Annotated in this window: 10 protein-coding genes; 1 reads left to right on the forward strand and 9 read right to left on the reverse strand. The window is 46.6% G+C overall.

What is annotated here, in order from left to right; genetic code table 11:
- Positions 1 to 16: 16 nt before the first annotated feature.
- The 3 genes from DWB79_RS10670 to DWB79_RS10680 all read right to left on the reverse strand — a co-directional run bounded on the left by DWB79_RS10670 (position 17) and on the right by DWB79_RS10680 (position 5,470).
- The gene (locus DWB79_RS10670; protein WP_016524052.1) at positions 17 to 1,915 is read right to left on the reverse strand and encodes a glycoside hydrolase family 13 protein; all 1,899 of its coding nucleotides are present in this window, start codon (positions 1,913 to 1,915) and stop codon (positions 17 to 19) included.
- A 124-nt stretch (positions 1,916 to 2,039) separates the two neighbouring features.
- Positions 2,040 to 3,257 (reverse strand): sugar ABC transporter substrate-binding protein, encoded by a 1,218-nt coding sequence (locus DWB79_RS10675; protein WP_016524053.1) that lies wholly within the window; start codon positions 3,255 to 3,257, stop codon positions 2,040 to 2,042.
- Between the two features lie 155 nt (positions 3,258 to 3,412).
- Positions 3,413 to 5,470: an alpha-amylase family glycosyl hydrolase gene (locus DWB79_RS10680; protein ID WP_016524054.1), complete on the reverse strand. Its 2,058-nt coding sequence runs from the start codon at positions 5,468 to 5,470 to the stop codon at positions 3,413 to 3,415.
- A gap of 224 nt (positions 5,471 to 5,694) precedes the next feature.
- Between DWB79_RS10680 and pcnB the strand changes: the two genes are divergently transcribed.
- Entirely contained in the window at positions 5,695 to 6,864 is a 1,170-nt protein-coding gene (gene pcnB / locus DWB79_RS10685; RefSeq protein ID WP_016524055.1) for a polynucleotide adenylyltransferase PcnB, read from the forward strand.
- Positions 6,865 to 6,884: 20 nt separating this feature from the next.
- Here the strand turns inward: pcnB and DWB79_RS10690 are convergent, their stop codons facing one another.
- The 6 genes from DWB79_RS10690 to DWB79_RS10715 all read right to left on the reverse strand — a co-directional run bounded on the left by DWB79_RS10690 (position 6,885) and on the right by DWB79_RS10715 (position 13,062).
- Positions 6,885 to 8,711 carry a TRAP transporter large permease subunit gene (locus tag DWB79_RS10690; protein ID WP_016524056.1) on the reverse strand — a complete coding sequence of 609 codons (1,827 nt, stop codon included), beginning with the start codon at positions 8,709 to 8,711 and terminating at the stop codon, positions 6,885 to 6,887.
- A 15-nt stretch (positions 8,712 to 8,726) separates the two neighbouring features.
- Positions 8,727 to 8,894, reverse strand: a complete 168-nt coding sequence (locus DWB79_RS10695) for a hypothetical protein (RefSeq protein ID WP_016524057.1) — start codon at positions 8,892 to 8,894, stop codon at positions 8,727 to 8,729.
- A gap of 211 nt (positions 8,895 to 9,105) precedes the next feature.
- On the reverse strand, positions 9,106 to 9,942 hold the full coding sequence (gene dctP, locus DWB79_RS10700) for a TRAP transporter substrate-binding protein DctP (protein ID WP_016524058.1): 837 nt from the start codon (positions 9,940 to 9,942) through the stop codon (positions 9,106 to 9,108).
- A 36-nt stretch (positions 9,943 to 9,978) separates the two neighbouring features.
- A complete protein-coding gene (locus tag DWB79_RS10705) occupies positions 9,979 to 10,950 on the reverse strand; it encodes a TRAP transporter TatT component family protein (RefSeq protein WP_016524059.1) in 972 nt (323 codons plus the stop codon).
- A 24-nt stretch (positions 10,951 to 10,974) separates the two neighbouring features.
- Complete coding sequence (locus DWB79_RS10710) at positions 10,975 to 11,229, reverse strand: hypothetical protein (protein ID WP_016524060.1); 255 nt, start codon at positions 11,227 to 11,229, stop codon at positions 10,975 to 10,977.
- A gap of 528 nt (positions 11,230 to 11,757) precedes the next feature.
- A complete protein-coding gene (locus tag DWB79_RS10715; protein ID WP_206181005.1) occupies positions 11,758 to 13,062 on the reverse strand; it encodes a dicarboxylate/amino acid:cation symporter in 1,305 nt (434 codons plus the stop codon).
- Positions 13,063 to 13,162 lie beyond the last annotated feature (100 nt).

Here is a 13,162-nt window from a genome sequence, read left to right on the forward strand (position 1 = left end):
AACTCCTCCTTATATATTACCCATGTTCAAAAAAGATAAAGCCGCCGGGCTGTACCGTTTTATCCCTGCAGCGCAGGGAGAGGTATACCCGTGCCTTTTCATCTATTATCTGTGCGATTGATACCGGAGCCGTACCGCAATTGAGAATGAGGTCTATGCTCCGCGTAATCGGAACTCCCGTGCTTTCAACGGTCTCCGTAGTTTCCGCAGGTTCTACCGTTTCGGCATACTTTTGCAAATGAATAATTCTATTCGATTCGCTTTCGGTAAGCGGCACGTCATGCAGATATGAGTAACCGGAAGCGGTCATTGCCGGATGCGTATGGCGCAAAGCAATCAACTGCCGCATCATGCTCACCGGTTCGGCGTATTCACCTACTTCGATAGCCTGCCACGGCATACAGCGGCGGCAATCGGGATCATTTCCGCCTGCAAGCAAAACCTCGCTGCCGTAATAGATACACGGCGAACCGGGCAGGCTCAACAGCAGGGCGTATTGCTGCCATACGGCGGACACATCACCGCCGTTGCGGGTAAAAAGGCGCGGCGTATCATGGGAGTCCAGCAGATTAAACAGGCCTACGGTAACAGGTTCGGGATAGGCCGTAAAAACAGCGTTTATGTCCTGCTCCAAAGTCAGGGCGGGCAGCGTTTTATCGTAAAAGAATTTCCAGAAGCACAGCGCGAGCGGATAATTCATTACCGAATCCAACTCACCGCCGCGCAGCCACGGCAAGGCACTGCGCCATATTTCTCCAAGCAGGTAAAAGTCTTTTTTAAGACTGCGCATCCGCCGATAAAGCTGCCTGCAAAATGTGTGCGAAAGCTCATTCGCAACATCGAGCCGGAGCCCATCAATATCATAACTGCGCACCCATGTTTCGCATACGTTCAGTAGGTAATCGACGACGGCAGGATTATTGGTATTCAGCTTCGGCATCGTATCGACATACGCAAACGTACTGTACCGCCCGCTCTTTCCGTTTGTACCGGACGGTCGGCTTCGGCTCGCGGCGGCTTCACATTCCGGTTCTGCAACGGTTTCAAACGGCCATTCTTGTACGATAAACCAATCGAAATACGGCGAGGCTTTTCCATTGCGAACGACATCCTGCCACAGTGCAAAGTCCCAGCCGCAGTGGTTAAAGACGCCATCCAGCATCACTTTTATACCGCGTGCATGGGCTTCCTTTACCAACATGCATAAGTCTTCCGCAGTACCGAATGCAGGATCGATATTCAGATAATCGGATGTATCATACTTATGCACACTCGGCGAAGCATTAACCGGATTAAGATATAAGCCGGTAATGTTCAAATCGGCAAGATAGCCGAGCTTTTCGGTAATACCCCGAAGCGTACCGCCATAGTGTTCATTGTTGGTAACAGCATCCTCGGCAGCAGGCCACGGCAGAGCATTCGGTTTCTGCGAGGCGGTATCCCTGCAAAACCGATCGGGAAAAATTTGATACCACACTGTGCGGGGTACCCAATCCGGTACGCGGACGCATTCAGCGCCGTCCAGCCACGGAAACTCAAAACCGGGAAAATTACCGGTTATCCGGCGCAGCGTAACAAGCTCATCCGCCGTGTAAAACCCGTTTTCCAGACAGTAGCGGACATCGCCTTCATCTTGACCGTGCAGTTCAAAGCAGTATTTACACCGTCCATAAGGCGACGTAACCGTTACCTGCCACCATGTATGGTAGGGAAGATCTTTTTTGCGGGTGATTTCCTGCCGTTTGCCTTCCCATGCCCATCCGCCCGGTGTTACCGAACCGTCGAACGGATCTCCGTATACAATAAATACACGCCGTATGTCGCTGCCGGTTTTAAGGCTGATCATAAGTTCATTTTCATTGAGCGGATAACAAAAATTATCCGTACTGCGATGTTCTATTGCCGAAAACTGCATACCAAGCACCTATAGCTAAGGGAACTGTCAAAAACCCGATTCGCAATCCGTTTTACAGACTGTGAATCGGGTTTTAAAAGATACCGTTTGGGAACCTCTAAAAACGTGAGTTTTTAGAAATACCCTATTGTATCGACTCCATTGTAGCCGCAGCAGCATTCAGTTTTTCCGTAACATTGCCGCCGTCCCAGATATTCGCAAAAGTTGCATTCATTGCAGACCAGTATTTGCCCATTTCGGGAATGGTGGGCATCGGTGTTGCGTATTGCGCCTGTGCTAAAATACCTTGACTTAACGGATCGGTGATGGTGATATCGGAGCGGGGCGGAATTTGTTTGGTCATTTCGTACCGTTTTTCCAATATCGGCTTTGAAGTAAGGAATTTTGCAAAGTCTTGCGCTTCCGCCGGATGATCACTGTAAGCGCTGACAAAGGCCATGCGAAGACCGGAGAACGATGCCGGAGGATTGGTCATACCGGGAAATACCGGAATGGGTGCAATACCGTAGTTAAGGCCTGTTTTTGAAAAATCGGAGATCTTCCACGGACCGGTAATAATCATCGCGGCTTTACCTTCCGCAAACGAGGAATTGCAGAAATCGTCGGTAATGTCACCTGATGGAACATCGAGCATCTTCTTACGCAGGCTCTGGAAATAGGTTAAGCCGGTAATAGCATTGGGGCTATTGATGTTGTGCTGCTTGGGATCATCGCCGTTCGGGCCAAAAAGCGGTGCACCGAAGCCGCTCATAAAGATGTAGTTAAAGTATGCATTTCCGACACCCCAGACCAATGCATATTTATTTTGAGCTTTATCGTTCCACGTCTTTGCAAACGATTCCATCTCTTCCCATGTTTTGGGAGCTTCCGGCAACAAGTCTTTATTATAGAACAATGCGTAGGTTTCGATTGCAAGCGGATACCCGTAGTTTTTTCCCTCATACGCGGCGGATGTCAATGCAGCGGGGATAAAGTTATCGAGAACAGACGCATCGTCAAAGGGGAGAATATGACCGCCTGCGACAAGGGCGCCGATGTGGTCGTGCGGTGCAACAAAGATATCCGCACCGACACCTGCAGGGCCGTCCATTTCAATCTTTGTACGCGCATCGGTCGACTGAACCGGTTCATACACAAAGGATACGTTCGGATGCGTTTTTTTGTATTCTTCCGCAGCGAACAGCATAAAATCTTTTTCGGCGCCTTCGGATTCCCATATTTTGATGGTAACCGTTTCGCCTTTCATATCACCTTTCTTCTCGGAACCTCCGCCGCACCCCGTAAGAGCAAGAAGAAGCACCAAAGATACACAGGCCGAAAGCCCTATCATTGCTTTTTTCATATAACACCTCCAATCTGTTATGAAAAAAATCTACTAAACCTATTCGGAAACTTCCGTTTCTGAACAGGTTACCTTGAAATGCGATGTTCTAAATCCTGCTATTTGTACAATTTAGAACTCGCCGACCTGTTCGACAACGAAGTTATCGAACAGGTCTATTCACTGCGAAAAATAGCCGCAGTGTACGGATCTAGTATGATCCGGTTTTGCTCAAATCGTATACCGGACGGACATGTAATACCGTCCGGAGATGCCGCCGCTCCGTCGACAAAAACGGTGTTTTTTTTTACTGTGTCGACGAGTGCAAAGCGTTGTTCCGTTCCCGCCGCATTAAACAACAAAAACCACGTGCCGTCCGTCCAGTCGAGTGTGTACCCGAATGCCTGCCCGCACTGTTTCTCCGTTTCGGACAATGCTCCGGCATCACTCTTTACGGCACATCGGTTACCGCTGCAATCACCCGATGCAGCAACCGCTACATCTTCTGCGGGCAAAAATGCGGCGGCTTGTGCAATGCGTCCGGCATTTCCTATTCTAAACACGTCAAACCGTTTCCGCAACGCGATAAGCCCGCGCGTGTATGCGAGCAGCTCGGCGTAATCCTCATCGAGCGTCCACACAATGCGGTTAACGCTGTCCGAAGCATCATAGCTGTTTCGCACAAAAGCGCCGGTACATTCTTCCGCTGCTCCGTGCACATTCGGCTTGGTACGCCCCCGTTCCTGTCCGGCGTGTAAGAATGCGATCCCTTGACAGGTAAGCGCCAGCGCGTTGCCGAGTTTGATACGGGCAATCAGCTCCTGCCGTTGTGCAGGAATGCTTTCATCAAGCCCTGCATTATGGGCAATGCAGTCGTGCAGCGTCAGCCCGTCGTGGCAAACAAGGTACTGCACGTTATCACCCGGGCTGTCGGCGGTGTAATTGCACTGAGGTAAACCGATACAGTTGCAAAAGAGCTGTCTAAGATCGACGTTGCCGCCGGTTAAAAAGCCCTTGTCCTCTTCATTCATACCGCCTGCTTTTACCAAATCGCGAAATTCGTCGTTAAAGACGGCAACGCTGTCGGTTTGGGTCATGTACCGCTGATCCATACCGACGGTACCTTCGGTTCCGTTATACAGCTTCCAGCCTTCCCCGATGAACAGTACCGACGGATTAAGTTCGCTGCAGCGGTTGTACGCCGCCAGCACCGTCTCGGTATCGAGTAATCCCATCAGATCAAACCGAAAGCCGTCAACCTTATAGTTTTTCACCCAGTGTACAGCCGAATCAACGATGAGCTTTCGTGCCATCGGCCGCTCCGAGGCAATATCGTTCCCGCAACACGAGCCGTTGGTATAGCTGCCGTCGGGATTTGTCCGAAAGTAATAGCCCGGAACAATCGCGTCGAAAAGATCGGTGCGTACAACATGATTATACACCACGTCGAGCACTACACCGAGCCCTGCCCGATGGCACTCATTAATCAGCTCCCGCAATTCGCGTACGCGGCTTTCGGGATTTTCAGGCTCGCTTGCATACCAGCCTTCGGGCGTAAAATAGTTGTGCGGATCGTAGCCCCAGTTGTAGTTGTTGTTATGCACGGTACCGGCATCTTCATACTGCTGATATGTCTCGTTCGTGTAGTAAAAGTTCAGTACCGGCATCAGCTGAATATGCGTAATGCCCAGTTCGCGTAAGTAGGGGATTTTTTCGATAAAGGCTTTATACGTGCCGGGGATATTTTTAACACCGGAGTCGGGACTTGCGGTAAAATCGCGGACGGACACTTCGTAAATAATCGCATCCTCCCGTTTTTGCAAGGTGATATACGGATATTCCCGCTCCGGTTTGAGCGTTTCTTTTTGCAGGTTGATAATAGCGCCCCGTCCGATACCACCGCTACCGGTACAAGCCGCCATCGAGAGGCTGTACGGATCCAGCACAGTATGCGTTCCCGTTTCGTTTGTCAGCGTATAATCGTAAAAGAACAGTTCCGGATCCCGCTCCGCAAAGATGCCGCACCACAGACCGGTTGCATCGTCATACCGAAGCGGAACCGTAAAAGTAGGCGTTAAATCACCGGCGTTTTGATAGAGGTTTACCGACACATCACGGGAAGTCGGCGCCCATAAAGAAAAACGGCAGCTATGCGCGGCGGCATCATACACAGCGCCGAGCTGCATATCGTGAGGCGGAATTGTCTGTTCAAGAGTTTTGACAAGTGTTTCCATAAGTCTCCACATCGATACTTCATAATAGCATATTATCTCTGAAATCACCAATATATAAATATTTTTTTGAGTGGGCGGGTAAACGCATCAGGCAGAGTAGATAAAAAGCGCAGGATCATTGGGGCTGCGGGGTTATTAAAAAAACGGCCTGACGCGTTTACCCTGACAACCTATCAATATCAGATTGACAGAATTGAAAATTCACGGCACAATATTCCGTTGTAATGTTAGTAAGATATACTCGAAATAGTACAGATAAAAAGCTATCAAAAGCGCTTATATATACGGCAACGGAACACTCCATCGATCCCCGTAAGGTGGATAGCGAGGCTATCCGCATCATCAGTGGGCTGCAAAATGCAGGTTATGAGGCTTACATTGTCGGCGGCGCTGTCCGGGATTTGCTGATCGGAAAAACACCGAAAGACTTCGATATTGCGACATCGGCGAAACCAGCCCGTATCCGTAAGATTTTTAAAAATTCTCGGCTCATCGGAAAACGATTCCGCTTGGTGCATGTTTTTTACGGTTCTAAAATATATGAGGTCTCTACTTTTCGTTCGTTGGAGGAAGGTTCCGTCGGCAACACTTTCGGTACTATCGACGAAGATGTACGGCGCCGCGACTTCACTTTAAATGCGCTCTACTATGATCCGATAAAAAACATTATTGTCGATTATGTCGGCGGCGTAGAGGATATCCGCAAAAAGCGATTACACCCGATTATCAATCTTTCACACATTTTTGCAGAAGATCCGGTGCGAATGATCCGCGCTGTCAAATACGCGACCATCACCGGCGCTGAAATCCCGCTGCTGCTCCGCTACCGCATTCATCGCGATGCACCGCTCATTGAATATACGTCACCATCCCGTTTAACCGAGGAGATATGCAAAATCCTGATGAGTGGTCATGCGGCAGAAATTTTTACAATGCTGCTGCATTACCAGCTCTTTCTCTATTTACAACCTTCGGCATTTTCGTTTATCGAGGATTCACCTCATTTTTCCGAACACTATTTTGCAAGTATGAAAGAGCTTGACGGATTAATTGCCGAACACAAGATTCAACGGCAAGGACAGGCGTTGGTATACCTCATCCGTGATTTTTTACAGCTGATCACCAACTGGGAAGGAGAACCGCGAGCTGTTTATAAAGCGGTATATGCCGATTGCCGACATTTTGTACTACCGATGAACCCGCAACGGACAGAACTTGAATATGCAGTAAAATACTGCCTCAGAAAAGGCGGTTTGGATATACGTCTTACCGGCACCACTAAGGCAAAAGAAGCCCCAAAACGCCGCCCACGCGGAGCCGCACGGCAAAATCCTGCTGCAAAGCAGAAGGGGATGTCTCAAAAGTCGATTACTCTTTCGCCATCCCCAGCGTAATTTCAAACCAGCATCTTCTCCTACCGAAGCAAAGCGGTAGTTAACCACGGAATATAGGTAACCAGCAACAAAATAATACTTTGAATGCCAAGAAAGGGGAGAATATTCTTTACTATCTTGATAACCGGTTTATTGAATGTATAACTTGCAATAAACAAGTCCATTCCAATCGGAGGTGTTAGAAAGCCGAGCGCGAGATTCATAAGGAAAATAACGCTGGTATGTATGGGATGAATACCAAAGGATTCGGCAATCGGCATAATAAGTGGCGACACCACCAAAATGGCAGAGTATAAATCCATAATACAGCCGACAAAAATCAGTAGTACATTTAACAGCAGCAAAAATATGTACTTTGAGTGTATATACGTCTGCACAATATCAGTTAGAATTGCCGGTATGTTTGCATCAATTAAATAATAGGCCAATCCCTTCGCCGCACCGATGATAATGAGAACTCCGCCCGCAACAGGAATACTTTTCAATATAAAAGCAGCAGCCGTTTTCCATGAAAAATCGCGGCGGATCATAACTTCCAATACGCAAGTATAAAGCACGGTGAAAGCAGCGGTTTGAAGGAGTGAGAAAAGCCCTGAAAAATAGAGGACGATAATAAAAATCGGCAACAACAGCTCAAAAAAACTGCCGCAGAAGGCTCTTTTCAATATAGCCCATGAAAACGGTATCCGCGCTTTTGAACGATCCCGTATTACACCGATGACAATCATCGACAGCGTAAGCAAGAGCCCCGGAAAGATTGCTCCTTTAAATACGTCGAAGATATCAATGGTCATAATATTGGTTACGCCGAAGATGATAATTGCCATACTGGGCGGGAAAAGGATACCAAGCGATCCGGAAGCGGTAATAAGCGATTCGGAGTCATCTTTCGAATAGCCGTTTCCGGTTAAAATAACACTGATAAGCGGACCGAGCGCTAAAATAGTTACACCCGACGCACCGGTAAAAGTTGTAAAAAAAGTAAGCACAAGTACGGAGGCAATAACTACTCCGCCTCTAATCCAACCGACACTGTTGCGGACAAGTTCCATTAACCGCTTACCGGCGCTTCCTTCCGCGAGCAAACAGCCTGCAATGGTAAAGAGCGGAATTGCCGCGATGCTTGTATCCGTTAAAATATGATACATTTCCAGCGGGATCACATCGACATATCCGCCCCCTTGACTGAATGCCGTATACGTAATTCCGAGCAATACGATAAAAAGCGGTAATCCGAAAAGTGCCGCAGCAATAAGTACCAGAATGAGCGGCAACAGTAACGGAGCGCTCAAAGACTGCCAAAATGAGGCATAAGTTGTAAAAAACGGGATATCCTTCTCTAAAAGCGTATAGAGGATAACAGCAATCGAACCGCAGCTGATAAATAAACCGCCGGCAAGTCCTACCAAAGAGGACACAAGCGAACCGCGCTTTTTAAAACATAAAAAGAGCTGGGCAAAAAACATCAACGGCAGCGCGCCAAAGATAAACCGTACCGGCACTCCCCATAAAAGATCCGAAGGATCTATTACCACTAAGATATTCGGAAAACAAGCAAAAAAAATTGCTGTAAGAACGGCTGTCGTTATACCGTTATTGATTTGACTGACGACGGTTTTCAGCCCAGCGGATAATTTAAGGTTAAAAACCTCGATATTCAACTGTTTGTGATCTGCGCTGGTTATCATTCCTGCAAAACACGCAAAAATAAAAACAACATGAATAATCAGCCGCTCTCCGTCCAGTACCGGAACACCGCCGATGTCACTGATGAAAAAAAACACCATCGGCAGTATAACCAATATACCGACCAAAAAAAGTACAAATACGTTGACAGTCTTTCTCATATCGTTATCGTACGGTTATTTACGCATTGGAGCGACGAGTTTTTGAATATTTTGATACATATTCATATCAAATGCATTCGGAAAAGCCCGATGGATATCGCTAATATTCATACTAAACTCTTCTTCCCATTTTTTAAGCTCTTCTTTAGAAAGACGAATCATCGTAACACCAGCTGCTTCCATTTTATGTACGCAGTCAGCATCCGAATCATCAAGCGCATTATTAAGACGCTGGCGGGCAGGGATTCCGCATTATAAGCTTTTGTAGATAAAATTCAGTGAAACCACTGCTATACGTAACAAAAAACCAAGTTTTTAATCGTAAAAAAGGCTTCATACCTTCAAGTGTAAAGACTTTTCTATGGTTTAGAACATAGATTTCATGTGTTTTTATTTATAATGCGGAATCCCTGCGCTGGCGGGCTTTTTCCATTGCTTCTTTCATAGCGGCATGGTACTTTTTAGGAATTTTTTCCCATGAAGCTTTTGAAATAACGAAACCGGCCATAATGGGGCACAGTTTTGTATCAAGCGCATAACTAATATCCTTGTAATATCCTGCTGCATAGGTCAAAAGATGTACGGCAAAAAAGCCGCTGATGCCGTTCTTACTTTTCAGCAATTGAGAGAATTTTTGAGCAGGAACATCAGTCACATTAAAACCGCTCAGTTTAAAACTATCGCTTAAAATAGGGCTATCCAAGCCTGCAACCGCTAATTTTATTTTCTTTAATTCTCCGAGTGTTTTGTAAGGTTCTTTCGTATAAAAAGAGAGCCATCCGACATTTGACCATGCAATTAACTCATAACCGGCTGCATTAATTCTTGATTCGATTTTATTACCGTATACGCTGAGCGCTTTGTCGAGTTCTTGCTGATTTTGAAGCAAAAAAGGCAATGCGAGCGTATAGATGTAAGCATCGGGTACCAATTCATGTAAACCGATCATCGTAAATATTGCTCCATCTAACGGCGCCTGCTGTCCCGGACGCGCAGCTTTGAGTTTTTGAATACCCGCTTTTTCTCCGCCAAGAGTGGTCATATTATAGATTTTTACCGTTACCTGCCCATCGGTAATGCGATTCCATTCCTCGGCAACTTTTTTAAGCTCAATATCCCACGGGGAACGAGACGGAGCAACGGTTGCAATCTTTAATACGATTTCTTCAGCGCCGACAAGAGCCGTTGAGATAATAAATAGGGTAACAAATAGTGTCAAAAATTTTCTCACAGTATTTTCTCCTTATATAACCGATAGGATGATAAACTAATCGCCTAGGAAATAATCACCTTTCATCTTTTGCAGCCAACGAGCTTTTTCTTGGCTGATAGTAATGGTGAGTTTATTGTTCGGCTGGGTTGTCGCATCAATTTCCAATGCTTTACGTAACGCTTCGTCGAATCCAACGCTGTCTTGCGCCGGAACGCAAAAAGACTGTGCATAGAGGACATACACCGACGGTCGCTGCCCGCCGCTCAGCTCAAGCGCTTTCCGATATGCGTCTTCCGCCTTGTCCGCCCCGCCGCCCAAGGAGTCAGGAGCCGCAGCATAAAAGGCCGCAAGCGTTTCCCAAATAGCGCCATCGTTAAATGTAGGATAAAGTTCTACCGCCCGCTCAAGCATTGCTACAGCGCCCGGCACTGCAGCAAGTGCATCAGTATCCATTGGATCAAGCGAAAACGCCCCGAGGATACCACAGCCTGCCCAATACAGTGATTCAACATCGGCGACCCTACAGCGGGCAAGAAAAGCGGCGCCTGTATCTTCCATATAATGAGCCATTGCTTCGGCAAACCCCTTATAAGCGCCATCAAGTGATTGCATCACATAATCTGCCCCGCGGAGATAAAATTTTTTTGCCCGCAAATATTCAAGATTCTTTTTTTGAAACTGCGTTTCAGGGATATAGTCGGCGGGCGTTTGGACGAAAGCGTTTGCATACATAATATAGAGAGAACCGGACATAACAGCTAAACCGCGGTGTTTGGGATTACTGAGGTGCAATATTTCATACGTTTTTAATACTGTCGGAAAAACCTCCGAAACCAGTTTTACATCATCTTCGCCGGTAAGCGCAGCCGCCGCATCAATCCCATCAGAAGCCTCAGTTTTCGGCGCAGGGAAAGGGGCAAGCGTATTTGCAATACCGTTAAATGCCATACGTTTAATGGAGCAACCGCTCACGAGCAGGAACAACCCCGCTACACAAATATATATTTTTTTTAGAGTTACAGTCATAAAAGGAGTCCTCTTTTTATGGTATTAAATAGTGAATTCTTTTCGCCATTGATGAATAAAGGCTTCATAAGCGGCAATAGTTGCGGAAAGTACGATTTGCTGTACGGAACTCCGCCCCTCGGCGTTGTTACCATCCAAAACGTATAACGAATCAAGAATACCTTGTATATCATCGATGGTGCAGCTCTCATCGGCAGCTCTCCGTCTGACAAGGAGCCGCGTCTCATCATCGAAAACCTCTTGATACTTCTTATCTTCCCAGTCAACACTCTCGGACATAAAGATGATTATAGAATTTTTTATCGTTGAATGCAATAGACCTATTCGATAACTGCGTTTTCGAATAGGTCGACGAGTTCTAAATCGTACAAATAGCACGATTTAGAACATCGCATTTCAAGGTAACCTGTTCCGAAACGGAAGTTTCCGCACAGGTTTAATATGATAACAAAGGCAAAATAGGACAATCACTCCGACCGTTTTAATCCCCGCAAAATCAACAACCCCGACGCGGTTTGTGAGTATTGCTCAACATTTCGCATTGTATGTGCGATCCGGCACGGATGCCGGCGATTTCAAGCAGAAACGAGTTATGTCAATTTACAACGTCCGTGTTGTAAATTGCCTTGCAAGTTTTACAAAAAGAAGTTTTTTGTAAAACATCGTTTCTACTTAACACGCCCACCATCCGTGGCGGTACTGAACAAAAACTCGCAGTCAACGATGTACAAGGAGGTACATCGTTGACGAGGTGGTTGCAGTCGGCTTTCCGTTTTTGGATAGCCTCACAGAGATCAATCGGATGAATTAGGCATCCGCTTGATTTGACGTCTGGTATTTTTCTTCCTGCCGTGAAACGATGAGTGTACCCACAACATCGCCCGTTACATTGATACAGGTTCTTCCCATATCAAGCAGCGCATCAATTCCGAGAATCATAGCATAAGCAGCCGCTACAGCCGAACCTTCAGTAAGTTTTAAGCCGCAAGAATCAAGTACCATCAGAAGCATAATAGCACCCGATCCCGGAACGCCCGCAGTGCCGACCGCTGCCAACGTTGCCGTAAGCACAACGGTAACCTGCTGTGAAATACTCAGCGGAGAACCGATTGCATAACCGATAAACATCGCACAAACACCGAGGTAGATGGCGGTACCGTTCATATTAATTGTCGCACCGAGCGGCAGTGTAAACGAAGAAATACTGCGCGGAACTGCCAAATTTTCTTCTGCTACACGCATGGTAACCGGCAATGTCCCTGACGATGAACGGGTAACGAAAGCGGTAATCATAATCTCACGAATTTTTTTGAAAAAATCGATTGGAGAAATTTTTGATATAGCAAGGATGGTGCCATACACTGCCACCGTTTGTACCACAAAACCAAGATAGGCGCAGAGTGTTACCATTAAAAGAGGCCCTATTGCCTGCGGTCCTTGTTGGGCAAATACGATCGAAATTAAAACAAATACGCCGATCGGTGCATATTGCATAATTCCACCAACGATTTTATACATTGCCTCTGCCGCTCCGTTGCAGCCATAAAACACAGTATCACCGCTTTTACGAAGCAATTCGTCTTTGGAGCTGCGTACAAAAGAAACGGCAAAACCGAACAGCATTGCAAATAATATGATAGGTAGCATATCCCCTTGAGCCAACGCCTCCATCGGATTGGTCGGGATCATTTTTAAAAGAATTTGATTCATTGCAGGCGCTTCGCTGATCTTCGCCTTTGCAGCTGCCGAACCGATAACCGAAAAACCGAAACCGGGGCGCAGTAAGTTTGCAAACACAAGCCCGACAAATACGGCAAGAGCACTGGTCAGCAAATAATAGAGAATGATTTTTACACCGATCCGTCCCAACTTTGCCGGTTCAATACTGGCTGAACCGCAGATAATTGAAAAGAATACGACCGGTACAACTATCATTTTCAGTAATCGAATAAACACATCGCCGAAAAACTTCGTATATGCTACGTATGGCTGCACCGCATTGGGGAAGAAACCGAGTACAATACCGGTAATTGCGCCGAGTATCAGCGCTCCAAGGATTCGCCTTAACAAATTGGAATCCAGATACCGTTTTAGTACATTTTTTTTCATCATAGAGCCTCCTTTAATTACAGCGGGTTCGCTTTAAAAATCGAAAGATTTGAGAGCGTCCCGATAGTATGATTCTATTATACCCCCTGTCAGAGCTAAATGC

The sequence above is a fragment of the Treponema medium genome, from assembly GCF_017161265.1.
Taxonomy (GTDB): domain Bacteria; phylum Spirochaetota; class Spirochaetia; order Treponematales; family Treponemataceae; genus Treponema; species Treponema medium.